General features: G+C 51.8%; 11 protein-coding genes, 2 rRNA genes and 1 pseudogene. 8 read left to right on the plus strand and 6 right to left on the minus strand.

What is annotated here, in order from left to right; all coding sequences use genetic code 11:
* Positions 1 to 46: 46 nt before the first annotated feature.
* The 3 genes from NCTC9997_RS02945 (at position 47) to NCTC9997_RS02955 (ending at position 4,115) form a co-directional block, all read left to right on the plus strand.
* A 23S ribosomal RNA gene (locus NCTC9997_RS02945) occupies positions 47 to 2,950 on the plus strand.
* A gap of 139 nt (positions 2,951 to 3,089) precedes the next feature.
* Positions 3,090 to 3,205 (plus strand): 5S ribosomal RNA (gene rrf, locus NCTC9997_RS02950).
* 292 nt (positions 3,206 to 3,497) lie between these two features.
* A complete protein-coding gene (locus NCTC9997_RS02955) occupies positions 3,498 to 4,115 on the plus strand; it encodes a hypothetical protein (RefSeq protein ID WP_064977248.1) in 618 nt (205 codons plus the stop codon).
* Positions 4,116 to 4,267: 152 nt separating this feature from the next.
* Here the strand turns inward: NCTC9997_RS02955 and pssA are convergent, their stop codons facing one another.
* Complete coding sequence (gene pssA / locus NCTC9997_RS02960) at positions 4,268 to 5,626, minus strand: CDP-diacylglycerol--serine O-phosphatidyltransferase (RefSeq protein WP_064977249.1); 1,359 nt, start codon at positions 5,624 to 5,626, stop codon at positions 4,268 to 4,270.
* Positions 5,627 to 5,731: 105 nt separating this feature from the next.
* A complete protein-coding gene (locus NCTC9997_RS02965) occupies positions 5,732 to 7,216 on the minus strand; it encodes a cobyric acid synthase (protein ID WP_064977250.1) in 1,485 nt (494 codons plus the stop codon).
* A gap of 214 nt (positions 7,217 to 7,430) precedes the next feature.
* Between NCTC9997_RS02965 and cobO the strand changes: the two genes are divergently transcribed.
* A complete protein-coding gene (gene cobO / locus NCTC9997_RS02970) occupies positions 7,431 to 8,039 on the plus strand; it encodes a cob(I)yrinic acid a,c-diamide adenosyltransferase (protein ID WP_064977251.1) in 609 nt (202 codons plus the stop codon).
* A gap of 45 nt (positions 8,040 to 8,084) precedes the next feature.
* Here the strand turns inward: cobO and NCTC9997_RS02975 are convergent, their stop codons facing one another.
* The 3 genes from NCTC9997_RS02975 to trxC form a co-directional block, all read right to left on the minus strand.
* Positions 8,085 to 10,721 (minus strand): bifunctional acetate--CoA ligase family protein/GNAT family N-acetyltransferase, encoded by a 2,637-nt coding sequence (locus tag NCTC9997_RS02975; protein WP_064977252.1) that lies wholly within the window; start codon positions 10,719 to 10,721, stop codon positions 8,085 to 8,087.
* 96 nt (positions 10,722 to 10,817) lie between these two features.
* The gene (locus NCTC9997_RS02980; RefSeq protein ID WP_064977253.1) at positions 10,818 to 11,525 is read right to left on the minus strand and encodes a tRNA-uridine aminocarboxypropyltransferase; all 708 of its coding nucleotides are present in this window, start codon (positions 11,523 to 11,525) and stop codon (positions 10,818 to 10,820) included.
* A 74-nt stretch (positions 11,526 to 11,599) separates the two neighbouring features.
* Positions 11,600 to 12,025 (minus strand): thioredoxin TrxC, encoded by a 426-nt coding sequence (trxC, locus tag NCTC9997_RS02985; protein ID WP_064977254.1) that lies wholly within the window; start codon positions 12,023 to 12,025, stop codon positions 11,600 to 11,602.
* A 936-nt stretch (positions 12,026 to 12,961) separates the two neighbouring features.
* Here trxC and NCTC9997_RS15275 point away from each other — a divergent pair.
* Positions 12,962 to 14,080 (plus strand): annotated as a pseudogene (locus tag NCTC9997_RS15275) (tRNA/rRNA methyltransferase); the annotation flags it as partial.
* A 163-nt stretch (positions 14,081 to 14,243) separates the two neighbouring features.
* Here the strand turns inward: NCTC9997_RS15275 and NCTC9997_RS02995 are convergent.
* Entirely contained in the window at positions 14,244 to 14,501 is a 258-nt protein-coding gene (locus NCTC9997_RS02995) for a YfhL family 4Fe-4S dicluster ferredoxin (RefSeq protein WP_010862390.1), read from the minus strand.
* 218 nt (positions 14,502 to 14,719) lie between these two features.
* Here NCTC9997_RS02995 and NCTC9997_RS03000 point away from each other — a divergent pair, with 218 nt between their 5' ends.
* The 3 genes from NCTC9997_RS03000 (at position 14,720) to NCTC9997_RS03010 (ending at position 18,053) form a co-directional block, all read left to right on the plus strand.
* Positions 14,720 to 16,144: a site-specific integrase gene (locus NCTC9997_RS03000; RefSeq protein WP_064978419.1), complete on the plus strand. Its 1,425-nt coding sequence runs from the start codon at positions 14,720 to 14,722 to the stop codon at positions 16,142 to 16,144.
* A 209-nt stretch (positions 16,145 to 16,353) separates the two neighbouring features.
* Positions 16,354 to 17,379, plus strand: coding sequence for a hypothetical protein (locus NCTC9997_RS03005; protein WP_064977255.1), 1,026 nt, complete (start codon positions 16,354 to 16,356; stop codon positions 17,377 to 17,379).
* 2 nt (positions 17,380 to 17,381) lie between these two features.
* Positions 17,382 to 18,053: a hypothetical protein gene (locus tag NCTC9997_RS03010; RefSeq protein ID WP_197665237.1), complete on the plus strand. Its 672-nt coding sequence runs from the start codon at positions 17,382 to 17,384 to the stop codon at positions 18,051 to 18,053.
* Positions 18,054 to 18,149: the final 96 nt, after the last annotated feature.

The raw sequence follows: 18,149 nt of genomic DNA on the forward strand, positions 1-18,149 counted from the left end.
CCAGTTTAGTGACTAGCATTCAGCCCGACATTATTTTGGGTTGTATGGTTAAGTGACTAAGCGTACACGGTGGATGCCTTGGCAGTCAGAGGCGATGAAGGACGTGCTACCCTGCGAAAAGGGTTGGTGAGCTGGGATGGAGCGCTATAGCCAACCATGTCCGAATGGGGAAACCCACCTAAGATAACTTAGGTATCGTTAAGTGAATCCATAGCTTAACGAGGCGAACCGGGAGAACTGAAACATCTAAGTACCCCGAGGAAAAGAAATCAACCGAGATTCCGTTAGTAGCGGCGAGCGAACGCGGAGCAGCCCAGAGTCTGAATCAGTGGATGCGTTAGTGGAACGGATTGGAAAGTCCGGCGATACAGGGTGATAGCCCCGTACACGAAGACGCATTGCTGTGAGCTCGATGAGTAGGACGGGACACGTGGTATCCTGTTTGAAGATGGGGGGACCATCCTCCAAGGCTAAATACTCCTGACTGACCGATAGCGAACCAGTACCGTGAGGGAAAGGCGAAAAGAACCCCTGTGAGGGGAGTGAAATAGAACCTGAAACCGTGTACGTACAAGCAGTGGGAGCACCTTCGTGGTGTGACTGCGTACCTTTTGTATAATGGGTCAGCGACTTACATTTTGTAGCGAGGTTAACCGAATAGGGGAGCCGTAGGGAAACCGAGTCTTAATAGGGCGTCTTAGTTGCAAGGTGTAGACCCGAAACCCGGTGATCTAGCCATGGGCAGGTTGAAGGTTGGGTAACACTAACTGGAGGACCGAACCGACTAATGTTGAAAAATTAGCGGATGACTTGTGGCTGGGGGTGAAAGGCCAATCAAACCGGGAGATAGCTGGTTCTCCCCGAAAGCTATTTAGGTAGCGCCTCGGACGAACACCTACGGGGGTAGAGCACTGTTAAGGCTAGGGGGTCATCCCGACTTACCAACCCTTTGCAAACTCCGAATACCGTAGAGTGCTATCCGGGAGACACACGGCGGGTGCTAACGTCCGTCGTGAAGAGGGAAACAACCCAGACCGCCAGCTAAGGTCCCAAAGTCATGGTTAAGTGGGAAACGATGTGGGAAGGCTTAGACAGCTAGGATGTTGGCTTAGAAGCAGCCATCATTTAAAGAAAGCGTAATAGCTCACTAGTCGAGTCGGCCTGCGCGGAAGATGTAACGGGGCTAAACCATGCACCGAAGCTGCGGCAATGACACTTAGGTGTTATTGGGTAGGGGAGCGTTCTGTAAGCGGTTGAAGGTGTACTGTGAGGTATGCTGGACGTATCAGAAGTGCGAATGCTGACATAAGTAACGATAAAGCGGGTGAAAAGCCCGCTCGCCGGAAGACCAAGGGTTCCTGTTCAACGTTAATCGGAGCAGGGTGAGTCGACCCCTAAGGCGAGGCTGAAAAGCGTAGTCGATGGGAAACGGGTTAATATTCCCGTACTTGTGGTAACTGCGAAGGGGGGACGGAGAAAGTTAGGCTATCCGGGCGACGGTTGTCCCGGTTTAAGCGTGAAGGTGGAGAGACTAGGCAAATCCGGTCTTTCATTAACACTGAGGCGTGATGACGAAGCACTACGGTGCTGAAGTAGCTGATACTACGCTTCCAGGAAAAGCCTCTAAGCATCAGGTTACCAGAAATCGTACCCCAAACCGACACAGGTGGTCAGGTAGAGAATACTCAGGCGCTTGAGAGAACTCGGGTGAAGGAACTAGGCAAAATGGTGCCGTAACTTCGGGAGAAGGCACGCTGACGGTAGGTGAAGTCCCTTGCGGATGGAGCTGAAGTCAGTCGAAGATACCAGCTGGCTGCAACTGTTTATTAAAAACACAGCACTGTGCAAACACGAAAGTGGACGTATACGGTGTGACGCCTGCCCGGTGCCGGAAGGTTAATTGATGGGGTTAGCGAAAGCGAAGCTCTTGATCGAAGCCCCGGTAAACGGCGGCCGTAACTATAACGGTCCTAAGGTAGCGAAATTCCTTGTCGGGTAAGTTCCGACCTGCACGAATGGCGTAATGATGGCCAGGCTGTCTCCACCCGAGACTCAGTGAAATTGAAATCGCTGTGAAGATGCAGTGTACCCGCGGCAAGACGGAAAGACCCCGTGAACCTTTACTATAGCTTGACACTGAACATTGAGCCTTGATGTGTAGGATAGGTGGGAGGCATTGAAACGTGAACGCCAGTTTGCGTGGAGCCGACCTTGAAATACCACCCTTTAATGTTTGATGTTCTAACGTTGTCCCGTAATCCGGGATACGGACAGTGTCTGGTGGGTAGTTTGACTGGGGCGGTCTCCTCCTAAAGAGTAACGGAGGAGCACGAAGGTTAGCTAAGCATGGTCGGACATCATGCGGTTAGTGCAAAGGCAGAAGCTAGCTTAACTGCGAGACGGACAGGTCGAGCAGATACGAAAGTAGGTCTTAGTGATCCGGTGGTTCTGAATGGAAGGGCCATCGCTCAACGGATAAAAGGTACTCCGGGGATAACAGGCTGATACCGCCCAAGAGTTCATATCGACGGCGGTGTTTGGCACCTCGATGTCGGCTCATCACATCCTGGGGCTGAAGTTGGTCCCAAGGGTATGGCTGTTCGCCATTTAAAGTGGTACGCGAGCTGGGTTTAGAACGTCGTGAGACAGTTCGGTCCCTATCTGTCGTGGGCGTTGGATGATTGAGGGGGGCTGCTCCTAGTACGAGAGGACCGGAGTGGACGCATCTCTGGTGTTCCGGTTGTCACGCCAGTGGCATTGCCGGGTAGCTAAATGCGGAAGAGATAAGCGCTGAAAGCATCTAAGCGCGAAACTTGCCCCGAGATGAGTCATCCCTGAGGCTTAAAGCCTCCTAAAGGGTTGTTGGAGACTACGACGTAGATAGGCAGGGTGTGTAAGCGTAGCGATACGTTGAGCTAACCTGTACTAATTGCCCGTGAGGCTTAACCATACAACGCCAAAGTGATGTTGGATGAATGAAGTCACGAGTTACTTGTTCAAAGAACAATACATCAGTTATTTAGCTTGTTTTTAGATTTTAACTCTGGCGCGAGACACAAGTAGTGTACGCGATAGAGAAACAGAATTTGCCTGGCGGCGATAGCGCGGTGGTCCCACCTGACCCCATGCCGAACTCAGAAGTGAAACGCCGTAGCGCCGATGGTAGTGTGGGGTCTCCCCATGCGAGAGTAGGGAACTGCCAGGCATTAAATTAGTGAGAAGCCCATCCTAACGGATGGGCTTTTTGCGTTTGGCTTTTATCCGTTTTGAATACGTACTCAATTTTGAGCGTTGTTAGACGTATTCCAGTGATTTTATCAGCCTGTCATAGCTTGGTTTGGGCTGTTAATTTCCTTCTTTTAGTTTTCCTTTTCTTTTCCTCTATCCCTTTTATCCCGTTATTACGCTGTTTTTTATCTCCTTTTATTGTCTGTTGGCCTTTTTTCAAGGCTATGCTTATTGTCGACGAGATAATCCAATCACGGGCGGCAACAGATATGGCGAAAAGCGGTAAGACGGCACAGTATGCGCGACGCGTATTGGGCTTGTTAGTCTTGTGCGCTGTAATGACCGGCTGTGCGGGCTACCGGTCACACTCTACGGCCGCTATTAGCTCTGAGGCCGGTTATGCTTACCTTTATGGCGATGACGATCCTTGGCGTTATCATGAGAATGATTGGATCTATTACTATCCAGGTTGCTGCGCCGATCGTGATGAGCTGCAAGAGCGGTTACAGGATTGGTGGCAGGCACAAGATCCCGCGCGGCAGCAAGCGATTAAAGATCATGTGGGGCATTGGAATGAGCGGCATTTTGCTGCCAATGTTCCTGCATTGCAGCAGCAGTTGGACAGTCGCTGGCATTCGATGTCAGCGGAGCAGCAGATGAACGCGCGCCAACGTTGGCAAGCCAGACCGGTCTCGAATCATACGCCGAATTCGGTATTGAGAGAGAGTGCGCACGATCCTGCATTGCAGTTACAACGAACGCCATCATCCGCCCTATCTCCGCAAAAACTTCCCGCTCATACGGTGCGCCCAGCAATACGTTCAGGTGTGGTGCCTGCACCAAAACCGGTACGACCGATGTCGGCGCCACGCGGACGTTGGCGTTAATAAGCTTGGCAATCACATGTCTGTACGCGAATCTCGAATCTGACGTGATGAACGCTGGGGGCCTGAATTTGGTGTGTTGCGGAGCGCAGGGAGAATAAAAAAGCCTGATGGGACGCATCAGGCTTTTTGGACTGTTTCGCGTAATCGCGCAATCAGAGGATTTTATTGATCAGGCGATCAATGCGCATTCGGCTTAAGCGACGCAGTAACTTACGCACCGGCTCTGGGTATTGCGGCAGATTTTCCAGTTGTTGGTAGTGGGTAATATGCCGTGTATGTTGGCGAATATGCTCCAGCTCGGTTTGGCGCTGGGTCTGCAATTCGCCTTTCGGATCGTGGATCAGCAGGGCGTTTTCCAGATCGAGGCCCCATGCACGTGGGTTAAGGTTATTACCTGTTAGCATTTGCCAACGGTTATCCACCCAGACTCCTTTGAGGTGATAGCTGTTATCGCTGTCTTTCCATAGGCGGATCACTAGCTGCTCGCTATTGATAAAACGTTGCAAGCGGCTCATGAAGCGGCGCAGGTTAATTTCATACAGGTAAGGCAGCGCACCGATAATTTTAAATTTTTCTTCCGGCGGGATGAAGAAATCGTTGGCGGTTTTGTCACCAATGATGATTTCTACCCGTTTTCCCTGCGCCAATAATTGATGAATGGATTTCACCAACGGGGCTGGCAGGTTGAAATACGGGGTACAGATGGTGAGCTGCTCTTCTACCGCGCCAAACAGATCCTGAATCGCCAGATTCAGGGCGCTACGTTTGCCCAGACCACATAACGGACGGATGCTCAGATTATCAGCATTGGTGCACGTACCGTAGGTTTCGTAATTGGCACTTTTTAGCTCGTGACGAAAACGCTTAATTGCTACTTTGATTTCTTGCGTCGTCGGTTTGTCATCGCGATCTAAGCGTTGTACCGCCGGTGAGTTCATCAGGCTATCTTGCATGAACTTCACCATGCTATTGGCCAAATCGGTATGTTGGATTTGGTGATAGCGGTCGTAGCGGTATTTTTCCAGACGGTGCAAGTAGACGTTGTTCAGGCTAGCGCCGCTATAGAGCACGTAGTCATCAAACACGAAGCCTTTGAGGTGCAATACTCCCAGTGCTTCACGGGTGTTGACCGGAACGCCATAGATCGGAATTTCAGTCTCGGGATGCGCCTTTGCCATGGCGGTGTACCAACCGGCGTTGGTGGAGGACGCGCCTTCACCGATACGTCCACGTTGGGCACGATGCCAGTCAACAAAAATCCGGATATCCAGGTGTGGCCGCTCGGCCTTGGCCGCATAGAGGGCTTGCAGTACATCACGTCCACCCTCATCGTTTTCCAGATACAGGGCTGAGAGGTAGATACGGTGTTGCGACTGCTCTATCAGACGAAGCAGTTGCAGACGAAAATCTTCCGTCTGATAAAAAGTGGTAACGCAATCAGCCTGTAAAGGAAAACACGGCAGCAGCTCTAGGTGTTGCTGATTTTTGTTGCGTTTTAGTTTTGACAGCATCACGAGAATACTCAGTTTATCAAAATGTATTGGTTGAATAGCCAGGGTATCGAAACAATACGTTGAACCGTTAAAATTACCATGTTTTTGGCCTGATTGCTGCAGTTAACTGCAAGAGCCCTGTGGTTTGCAGTGCAACAACGCCTCCAGATCAATGTGCGCTTCAATTGCACCGGCGATCCGATCAATGGCGGAGTCACGCAGTTGTTCGATGTCTACCCGTTCGGCATGGGCCAGCCCTGCCCAGTGCAGCCAGTGTTGGCAAGCTTGTGGATGGTCAAACAAGCCATGCCAATAGGTGCCAATGACTTGGCCGTCTGGGCTGATGCAGCCCTCACGGGAGCCATCATCGCACTGTATGACACTTTGTTGCTCCGGGTGTTCCGTTTGACCGAGATGGATTTCATATCCTGTGATCGGGCATTCAGTTTGGCTCGGCAGCTGCAGGGTGCCCTGCACTGATTTTAGCTGCTTTTCCGGCTCCAGCGTGGTCTGTACCGGTAAAAAGCCCAAGCCATCACTGCTACCGGCAGGGCCTTCTAGACCTTGTGGGTCGCGGATGGTTTGCCCCAAGATTTGATAGCCACCGCAAATGCCGATGACTTTACCGCCATAGCGCAGGTGGCGGGCAATCTCGTTGTCCCAACCATTGTGGCGGATGAAGGCCAAATCATCGCGTACGGATTTGGTGCCGGGAATAATGACCAGATCGGCTTGCGGCCACGGTTGTCCTTGCGCGACAAACTGAAGGTTGACTTGGGGATGGGCGCGCAGGGCATCGAAATCGTTATGATTACTGGTGCGGGTCAGCACCGGTACTACCACATTGAGCTGGGTTTCGCCGGTAATTTGGGCGGCGCTGATGGCATCCTCGGCTTCCAGATGCAGATTGTGTAGATACGGCAACACACCGAACACCGGCTTGCCGGTTGTTTGCTCTAACCACTCCAAACCGCTTTGTAGCAGGCTGATATCGCCGCGAAAACGGTTGATGACAAAGCCTTTGACGCGCGCTTGCTCGCTGGGCGACAGCAGGGCGAGCGTGCCATATAAGTGGGCAAAGACGCCGCCTTTGTCGATATCGGCAATGATAATCACCGGCACATCGGCTTCTTCGGCAAAGCCCATGTTAGCAATATCCCGATCGCGCAGGTTGATTTCTGCAGGGCTACCGGCACCTTCGATAATCACGGCTTCATAACGTTCGGTCAGGTAGTGAAAGGATTCGAGCACTTTGGCTAACAGCGCCGGTTTATGGTGGTGATACACCTGCGCTTCCATGTTGGCGAATACTTTGCCCTGCACAATCACTTGGGCGCCGATATCGGTACTCGGTTTGAGCAGTACCGGATTCATGTGAATGCTTGGAGCAATGCGACAAGCTTGCGCTTGGACCGCTTGCGCTCGGCCAATTTCACCGCCTTCGGCGCTGACTGCGCTGTTCAGTGCCATATTTTGCGATTTGAACGGTGCCACGCGGTAGCCTCGGCGCTGCAGAACGCGACAAAGTCCGGTAACGAACGCACTTTTCCCGGCATCAGAGGTGGTTCCTTGCACCATCAGGGTAAAGGCAGCGGTAGGTTGTGGCATCTTAAGGCTCCGATCTCAGCGTTATATCAACGGGCGGCAAATAAAGCCGTTACCTTACCGCAAAGCGGGTCTTTTGTGATGGGGAATATGATGAGGAAGTTGCGTGCATGGATTGTTTTGCCGTGAAAAACTGGCAAAGTGTAGCGCTTATCGCATGGGTTTTTCCGATGCGAAACTCATAAAGCAAAACCATAACAAGAATGAATAACGGTTAATGACTGAAGGAAGTTCAACGGTGGATGATCGTCATCAGGCGCGCCAACAACGCCTTAAAGAAAAAGTGGATGCCAAAATCGCCAGTGCACAAGAAGAGCGGGGGCTATTGTTGGTACTGACCGGAAATGGCAAAGGCAAAACTACGGCGGCGATGGGAACCGTGACCCGCGCGGTCGGACACGGCCAAAAGGCGGGTGTGGTGCAGTTTATCAAAGGCAACTGGGATAACGGCGAGCTGAATTTGCTCTCTCCGTTGGGGGTTGAGTTTCAGGTGATGGCGACCGGCTTTACGTGGGAAACGCAAAATCGCGAGACCGATAAAGCTGCGGCGCAGGAGACTTGGCTGCATGCGCGCCGCATGTTGGCTGACCCTGAGTTGGATTTGGTGGTGCTGGATGAGCTGACCTATATGGTGCAGTACGACTATTTGCCGTTAGAAGAGATAGTGGCGGCATTGGAGCTGCGCCCAGCGGAGCAAAGCGTGATCATTACCGGTCGAGGTTGTCACCGTACGCTGTTGGAGATGGCGGATACCGTCACCGAGATGCGTCCTGTGAAGCATGCGTTTAACGCGGGCTTAAAGGCGCGGCGCGGGATTGACTGGTAACGCGCCGCGCATGGCGGGTTGACTGTGCTGATGCTTCGCTGCGGTTTAGGGCGCGCTGCCGGTCAGGGGAAGTTGTAAGTTGACGATGCCATCTTCAAGCAGCATTTCGGTCTGGAAACCGAGCTTTTGTGCCAGCCGGATCATGCCCTGATTGGCGGGCATGGTGATCCCGCTTAAGCGCTGTAATCCGCTATCGCGCGCATAGCGGATCAGTTTTTCCATCAGTAGGCGGCCAATACCGAGACCTTTGAGATCGGAGCGTACTAGCACGGCAAACTCGGCATCTTGAAAGTCAGGGTCGGCCAAGGCGCGGGCGACCCCGATGATCTCTTGCTGATGGCCAAGTTGGCGCACCGCCACAAAGGCCATTTCACGATCGTAGTCAATCTGGGTCATGTGCGCCAGATCCTCATGGCTGAACTCGCCAACTTCGCTGAAATAGCGGCGGTACAGATCTTCACGCGTGACATTGGCGATGAAGGCGCGGTGCAGTGGTTCATCTTCGGGCAAGATTGGGCGCAACATACAGGGTTCGCCTTGCTTTAAGTGCACGATCTCTTCGAGCTCTTTCGGGTAAGGGCGGATCGCTAAGCGCCGCTGCGGATCGCCTTGGGGGGGGGCGATTTGCATGGCGACATCCAGCAAGATCATGTCACTGCCGGAGGCTAGCAGCGGGTGGATATCCAGCGTACTGACCATCGGGCAATCGAGGATCAGGTAGGAGACCTGCACCAGTAAGCGGCTTAACGCGCCGATATCGAGTTGAGTGCGGTTGCGAATTTTGCCGCGTTTAAGGGCGCTGATCACCAAGTAACGCGCCAGCGTCAGATTCAGTGGCGGTAGGGCGACGACCGCATCATTTTCCATCTGCCATTCCGAGCCACCTTCACCGAGTAAAATGATCGGGCCAAATACCGGATCGGTAACCACTTTAATCCGCAGCTCTTGTGTCCCTTGTCGTTGCACCATCGCTTGGACTTGTAAGCCCTGTAGTGCGGCAGCCGGATAGGTGCGAGCGGTGCGCTCTAAAATGGCGTCTGCAGCTTGCTGCACCTCAAGGGGCGTTTGCAAATTGAGCATCACGCCCTGTACGTCTGATTTATGCGGAATATCGTACGAGCGCAGTTTCACCGCTACCGGATAACCGAGTTGTTCGGCCAGAATCACTGCTTCGGCGGCATCGGTGGCCGGCAGTGCTGGCTGCACGGTCAGGTTGTAGGCTTGCAAAATGGCCCGCACCTGACAGGTATCGAGTTGCCACTGCTGCTGCGCACAGGCTTGACTGAGCAGGCTTTGCGCGGCGGAGGTATCAATGGGCAGGCCTGCCAGCGATACCGGGGTTTCCATCAGCTGCTTTTGATTGCGTTTGTATTCTACCCGGTGCATGAACGCGGCCACGGCGCTCTCAACGGTGCGGTAAGTTGGCAATCCGGTCGCCGCAAAATGTTGGCGCGCCTGCAACGAGACCTGCTCACCGCTCCAGCAGGTGAGGATATCTTTGTGCTTACCTTTGGGATGCGCGTGTAAAAAGGCAGTGATGCGCTCGGCGGTGTCGGTAGCCGGTGAGATAGCGCTCGGGGCATGCAGTAATAAAATGGCATCGCACTGGTCACTGTCGAGCACCATCTGCAGTGCGGCAAGATAGTGCTCGGCGCACGCCGCATCCCCCAGATTGAGCGGGATTGGGTTGGTGGTTGCGGGGAGATGCAAGCGCTGACGCTCTTCAGCACTAAAGGTGGCCAGTTTGCCACCGCGACTGATCAATTCATCCACCGCCATTGCAGCAGGCGCTGCACCGTTACTGATGATGGCCAGACGCTCGCCGCGCACTTTTAGGTTATGGTGCAAGGTTTCGACGGCGGCAAACAGTTCGTGGGTATCGCGTACGCGCAGTAAACCGGCGCGGGCAAAGGCGGCATCGTAGGCGCTGTCCAAGCCTTGGGCATCCAGTAGCGCGCGCGCCGCGGCGCTGCGTCCACTTTTGACCACCAAAATCGGTTTATTACGGGCGGCGGCGCGCGCGGCGGAGAGAAAGCGGCGCGCGTCGGTCAGCTGTTCGAGATAGAGCAAGATGGCGCTGGTTTTGCTGTCGCTGGCCAGATAGTCCAGCAGGTCATCCACGTCGACATCCAGCCCATCGCCGAGGGCGATAAAGTGAGAAAAGCCAATCTGGCGCGGGGCGGCCCAGTCCAATACGGTGGTGGCGACCGCTGTCGATTGGGAGACAAACGCCAGTTTGCCGGGGCGGGCGCCGACTGGCGAGAAGCTGGCGTTCAGCCCTTGCCACGGCGCGAGGATCCCTAAACTGTTGGGACCCAGTAGACGGAGCCGATATTGCTGGGCCAGTTGGCGTAATTGCTCGTGCTCGGCAGCATGACCGGATAACACGATCACCGCTCGGCAGCCGCGTTCCCCCAGTTGCTGCAACAGCGTCGGCGCATGCCGCGCATGGGTGCATAAGATGGCCAGATCGGGCGTTAACGGCAGACTGGCGATATTAGGGTAAGCCAGCACGCCACACACCGCTTTATGCCGCGGGCTAACGGGCAATACCGGGCCGGTAAATCCGCCATCGAGGAGATTGCGCATCATCAGATAACCGGCGCGATGCGGGTGTATCGATGCGCCAATCACGGCAATCGAGGCGGGGCGCAGCAGAGCGTTCAGTCCGTATTGGCTCATGGCAGTCTCTTCCGTCAGACCTGAAAGGGGCCGGCACAGGAGAGCGAGATGGCCGGCAAGCTGTCTATATAATAAGCACTCTTGCCGCGTAATGCCTCAGCGCTGGGTGTCGGCTGTGATCTGGTCGATATTGCGGTTCAGTTTGGCGGCCAAATAGTGCTGACGGAATTGGCTAAACAAGGTGTCCAATGCACTGGCGGCGTCTTGATCGCCGGCCATCGCCAGCAACTGCGCGGCCACTTCGGCAGTGCACAGCTGTTCATCGGTACTGGCTTCGCGCAGTTGATAACAAGATTGTGCAACCGGATAGAGCGGCAGAACAGGGAAGTGGTCCAGATACGGGCTTTTACGAAACATTTTGCGCGCTTCGGTCCAGGTGCCATCCAGCATCACAAACAACGGGCGTTTACCGGCCGTTTGTTCTGGCGGCGGCAGTTGTTTGACCACGCGCTCAGGCTCAGCATAACTGGCAGGGAAGATGATGTAAGGCTGGCAAGTCGGATCGTTAAGCAATGCCAGCAGCTCGGGGTCAACGGCGGTGCGTGACCACTGGAACGCCTGCGTATGGGGCAAAACATCAGCAATAAGACGACCGGTGTTGCTCGGTTTCATCGGCTCAGTATCGTACATCAGCAGACAGAACTGGCTGCGCGCTGGCGCTTGGCGGATCAGGTGACACAAGCAGTGAGACTGCGGCAGCAGGCAGTGCTCACAGCGCACGACGCGGCATCCGCGCGCCAAAAATGGGCGGGTAGCCTGTGCCAAACGGGTGGCGCGCAGGCGAAGAACGGCATTGGACGACATGAAAAAAGAAACCGTAGGGAAGCAATAAAGCGCCTATTGTAGGCGCTTATGCGTGTGGAGCAAGTCGTGCGCGGTTATGCGCCGAGGTGCGGCGCCAGCCAGCTGGTAAATTGGGCTTTTGGCAGCGCGCCATTAAGCACATCCACCTTGTTGCCTTGCTTGAAGATCATCAGCGTTGGGATGCTGCGAATAGCAAAACGCATCGCCAGTGCAGGCTCGGCTTCGGTATCGACTTTGATAAAACGCGCTTTACCGGCCAGCTCGGCCGCGGTTTGCTCAAAGATCGGCGCGAAGCTGCGGCATGGGCCACACCATGGTGCCCAGAAATCGACGACTACCGGTAAGTCATCGCCCAGCAGCGCATCGAAGGTTTGGCTGGTGGCTTTGACCACGCTACCGTCGAACAGCTCATGCTGGCAACGACCACATTTCGCGCCATCTTGCAGACGCTCTTCGGGGACCCGATTTTTGGCCTGACAGGCCGGACATACTGTATTCATCTCTTTCCCCTGCCGAGTTCCGGCATACAATAATTCATGCTTGTACTGTAGGAGGGCGGCATTGGAAAAACCATGCGGTTTTACCAATGGCTCTGATAGAGAATTACAATCATAGAGCGTCGCTTTTTCAGTGATCAATGCTACACTGCGCCGATCAATTTGTTGCTTGCTGCCAGAAGGATGGGCGGATAAGCTGCGCGCCCCAAAATTTTGGAGAAATTCATGACCGACGATCGTAAACCCCGCTTTAACCGGGACAACAACAGCTACGACAACCCTTATGGTAACCGGGGTGGCAACGAGAGCCGCCGTGATGACCGCCCACGCTTTGAACGTGACGGTGAGCGCAAGCCGCGCTTCAATGATGAGCGCCGCAGCGAAGGCCGTAATGAAGGTCGCCGTGATGACCGACCACGCTTCGAGCGTGATGGCGAGCAAAAACCACGTTTTAACGACAATCGCCGCAGCGAAGGCCGTGGTGAAGGTCGCCGTGATGACCGTCCGCGCTTCGAGCGTGATGGTGAGCGCAAGCCACGTTTTAACGACGATCGCCGCAGCGAAGGCCGTGGTGAAGGTCGCCGCGATGATCGCCCACGCTTCGAGCGTGACGGTGAGCGCAAGCCACGCTTTAACGATGATCGCCGCAGCGAAGGCCGTGGTGAAGGTCGCCGCGATGATCGCCCACGCTTCGAGCGTGATGGCGAGCGCAAGCCACGCTTTAACGATGATCGCCGCAGCGAAGGCCGTGGTGAAGGTCGCCGCGATGACCGCCCACGCTTCGAGCGTGATGGCGAGCGCAAGCCACGCTTTAACGACGATCGCCGCAGCGAAGGCCGTGGTGAGGGTCGCCGCGATGACCGCCCACGCTTCGAGCGTGATGGCGAGCGTAAGCCGCGCTTTAACGACGATCGCCGCAGCGAAGGCCGCGGTGACGGTCGCCGCGATGACCGCCCACGCTTCGAGCGTGACGGTGAGCGCAAGCCACGCTTTAACGACGATCGCCGCAGCGAAGGCCGTGGAGAAGGTCGCCGTGATGACCGTCCACGTCATGACAAGCGCAGCGATGATCGTCGCTCTGATCGCCGTAGCGATGCACCACGCGGCAATGCAGAAAAGCAGCGCTTTGACCGTGTACAAGATGAACAGGGCAATGTGACCTTCGTGGCGCACACCCCCGTTGAGCGTGAGTCTGCCTATGTGGGCGGCGAGCAGACCCTGAGCCTGAAGCGTAATGCGCGTAGCGCTGAGCGTGTTGAGGTGGAGTCTGACGAGCCAGAAGCGCTGCATAATGGTATCGATATGGATCAGATCCGCCGTCAGCGCGCGGAAGAGACCCGTATTTACGGTGAGAACGCCTGTCAGGTGCTGTTTGCTAATCGTCCGGATGTGATTGTACGCGGCTGGTTTACCCCGCAAGTCACCCCACGCTTTAGCGATACCCTGCGCTGGATGGCGGCTAACCGCAAAGCCTATCACGTGGTCGATGCGGAAGAGATGGCGAAAGTGGCCGGTAGTGAGCACCATGGCGGTGTGTGTCTGCTGATCAAAAAGCGTCGTCCACTGCACCTGCTGGACTATTTGGATACCGCACGTGACAGCGATTGCTTGTTGGCGCTGGAAAATGTGGCTAACCCGCACAATCTGGGCGGCATCATGCGTTCTTGCGCGCACTTTGGTGTTCGTGGAGTGGTGATGCGTCAAGCCGGCAATCTGGAGTCTGGCGCCGCAGTACGTACTGCCGAAGGTGGCGCTGAATTCCTGCAACCGATCGCAGTAGAAGATTTCGCTGCGGGCTTAGAGCGTCTGCGTCAGGCGGGTTATACCATCGTGACTACCTCCAGCCATGCCGGTCAGTCTGTGTTCAGCACTAAGCTGCCAGCTAAAGTGGTGATCGTGTTCGGTGAAGAGAAGGGCGGTATCAGCGATGATACGCTGCAGCAGGGCGATCTGGCCTTGTCTATCCCTGGTACTGGGCATGTTGAAAGTCTGAACGTGTCTGTCGCGACCGGTATTTTGCTGGGCGAATGGTGGCGTCAGCACGGCGTGCAGGCCTAATTCTGGCCTAGGTGGATGGGCGTAGGGCTTGCTTGCAGGCGCTGCGCTTTATCCTCCGCTAGCTTTATCGTCCGTAGTGACAAATAAAGTAGTAACAAATAAAAAAGTGACAAACAAAAAAAGGCTGATCGGTGATCAGCCTTTTTTATTGTGTCATCGGTGCTTACAGCTTGTCGGCATGGTGCAACAAGGCAAATTTTTCCCACAGCTGCTCATCGGTTTCGGTGCGCGCCGGATCGGTAATAATGCAGTCAATCGGACAAACCTTAATGCAGGTCGGAGTATCGTAATGCCCGACGCATTCGGTGCAGCGATCCGGATCGATTTCATACACCTGCTCCCCCATCGCAATGGCCTGATTAGGGCATTCGGGTTCACACATATCGCAATTAATGCATTTGTCAGTGATTAGTAACGCCATCTTACTGATTTACCTATAAAGTCTATATATATCATGCCGTTACATCGAATATAACAAAGCGCACGTTAACGCACTATCTGTACTTATATACAGTATAAAAACGATGGGAAACGACTTTCAGTAACACAAAACCGCAACACAAAACTATTTTGACCCAGCAAACAGTGCTAATGTTTAGCACTATTGATTCTCTCATTTTAGATCAGGGGGTTGCGGTCATGGACTCTGTAACACAGAAAGGTTATACCAATCAATCACCAGCATATTTAAAGGCGGAATCCTCATGGGATGCATGTAAACCGCCCTATACCAACTCTCAGCTCAGGATTTGTGTTACTGCTGCTAAAACTATTCTAGCGGAAATAGGTAAGCCGCGCCGATCTAAATATGAGCGTGAGAGCTATCTGCGTATTGATTTCAGCAAAGCTGGCAAGGTTACGTTCTACTCTGAGTATCCCAAAAAAATGGGGTTAAAGGGGCGGAAGTTGGGCGAGTGGCCAGAGATGCAAATCCAAATTGCGCGCGAGAAGGCGGAAGAGGAAGCTGCCACCGGTTTATCTGCAGAGTCGGTTCATCATGCTGTTGATGCCATGATTGAGGATCTGCGCGGGAAAGTAGCGCGGGGCAAGTTGAGTGAGCGCTCGTTCGAGACATACTGTGTTCGTCTGAAAAAGTGGATACGGCCGGCTTTTGGAGAGCGTGAGCTGTTCTGCGATGTGCAGTACCCGCGAATCATTGAGATACTGGACGGCTGGATTCGGTCGCCTGATGTACGTGGCAGTTATGCCATCGAGCTATTTGCGGAACTGCGGCGGCTTTGGACGTTTGGTGCGCCACTCTTCGCTGGTGGCCGTAACGTGGCCGACATGGTGCCGGCAGACTATGTATCATCACGCGTGCACAAGGCTCAGCCATCGCGCCGTTATACCGATCTGGATTCGATCGCACAGCTTTGGGTTAATGTTGGTTTGTGTTCGTCACAGCAACAGCGCAATGCTGTGCGGTATATGATCATGACAGGCGTGCGCCCAATCAATGTGACAAACTTGATGTGGGAGTATGTGTCGCCTGACTTGTCAGAGATAGTGTATCCGGCAGGAACTGAGGGCATGCGCGGCGCAATGAAGACGCAGAAAGAGTTCCGTTTACCTGTCACTCCAAGCGTAAAGGCTATTTTGCTCGAGCAAAAACAGTGGCGTGACTCAGCACCAGTCGGAAGCGTGAATCAGGACTACGTATTCGTGATGCCGCGGAAGCCGACTAAACCATTCCAGCGCAGATGCTTGGATAAACTGGTTAAGACGCATACCCCTGATGGTGCAATTTACGGTGAAATTGGCGAGCACACAGTTAAGGGGCGCGATAGTGCGTTCTGCACCATGTGCCGTAAATTTTTGAAATCCAACTTGCTGGTGCAGCTGCGTGCCGCAGGATATTCACGCGCGGATGCCACCGAGATCAGCAAGCTGTGTATGCACCACTCCGACAAGGCACGTGATCCAATGGCAGAGCATTATGATTTTTCGAATGAACTGTCTAACGAAGAAATGGAGTTAAAGCGGGTAGCAATGCAGATACATGATCGCAGTATTGTGGAGCGGATCAATCAATTATTAAAAGATGGAAAACAATCATTGACATGATTCTTGTTTAGACGACAATTCTATGTGTATCGTGACAGTAAATGATGTTATGTCATATAATACATTTTGATAATGTTGGTTTTTTTATTTTATAGTGGTTTTTATATCTCTATATATTAAGTGAATGTGTTTTTAAATTAAAATACACACAAATTAGCATTAATTCGATATGGTGGCTGTTTTTTATTATAGAATCTGGGAAAGATAAAATGTCATTTGTTAAGCGTCTTGAGTTTGGTAACTACACCCTTACGTTTGGGAATAAAAAAGTTCTTCTTGATCTGTTTGATGAAGTCGTTATGCCGTCATTTTATGAAATGAAGTATGTTCGTAAAATTGGCGATCATAGTGAATTTTTCTTTTTAGATACTGAGCTTATAGTTCTTGACGATAAAGCAGAAAATCCAGTTCTTGGGATCACCGGTCGAATAGTAAAAAACACTAAGCTCAAACGTGACCAAATTTTCAGAGATGGTAGTTTGGTCGATGATAAGGATGAGATGGAATCTGCTCCAAGCTCAACTTTCCTTCTTATTCTTAATAGTCATCGACTTATCTTAACCAAAGAGGTCCCTGGTGCGCCAACAATTCAAAACTTTCAACATACAAGTCAATATTGCTTAAGTAACGCGTATGCGGAATATATTAGCAAACAACGTGACGAGGCTGATGAAGCTAGGGAACAGAATCCAAAATTAGAGCGAGTTACAAAGAAAAAATTAATGGAGGATACTCCACCTCCACATCTTCGGATTACCCCGCTAGCAGATAAAGAATCATTAGATAAATTTATTGGTAGATTTAAGACGATAAATAAATTGAGCATTAAGCTTCTACCTACCAATCGTGAAGAGATTGATAATGATGACTTCTGGGCTTCTATGGATCAGAGTCGAGTTAGCATGGGGAAAGACTCCGTAGTGAAGGTCGATTTTACAAGTCATACTACAGGGTTAGATAATAAACAGGTGTTGGATAAAACTGTAACGGCAACTGCTCTTGGTAATTCAGCTGTTGATATAAAGGGTATTGATGCGCATGGTGATGCTTTAAAGGGTAATCAGGATAGTTTTAGCCTAAGTGTTGACGTTGAAGAACTACCTAAAGAAGTAAAAAAATCTGCACGCACCCAATATAGAAAATTTAATGATCTTATTCAAGCGGGAGCTATTACCATGCCAAATATAGCTAACAAAACAATAGATAATATCAAAAAACTATTTGGTCGGTTTTAATTATGTACTCCTTTGACCCCAAAGATATCACGAAAGAGAAATCTCTTTTAGATATATATAAACAAGCATTTTTTATATTCCCAGGGGGGTTGCAAATATTTATTGTAGCCTGTGTTTTTATATGTCTGGCTATTAATTCGTTTTTATTGGAAAAACGGACAGATATACTTCTAAGTAATTTGAGAGATTGGGCATCATTTGGGTTTAATTTTTCAATTACGACATTGGGATTTCTTATTGCTGGGTTTACTATCTTTGCGACACTGACCAAACCAAAAATGATGTTGGCCATGATGGATCATAAAAACAAGAAGTATAACCTACCAACGTTAAAATATAACTTCTTTGTTTTCATTAAGGTTTTTATTTCGTATATTTCACTTGCTGTAATATATGCAATGGTGATGATTCTTGGGCAGAAAGGTGGTTTTCTAAGTAATGCTATTAACTATTTATTTAACATTTTTGATACGAACCCTTATGCAATAAAGGTTTTAATTTCTAAGTTTGGTTATACGCTTATCGGTAGTAGTCTTGTTTATCTTCTTCTTCAATTAAAATCATTTGTATTTAATATTTATATGATAGTTATGAATCTATTAAGGTGGGAGTATTATGAGGAGATTAATAAGGTTGATTTGACAAATAATGGGAATCATGGTGGTACAGATTAATGCTGAAAATTTAGCAGCCCTGCGAGGGTATAGTTAATGAGGGCTGCAACACTCTCGTTTTTAGGAGGGTATTAATTTTCAGTAATCACTTTCGCA

It is taken from the genome of Plesiomonas shigelloides (assembly GCF_900087055.1).
Classification (GTDB): Bacteria; Pseudomonadota; Gammaproteobacteria; order Enterobacterales; family CAMTGL01; genus Plesiomonas; species Plesiomonas shigelloides.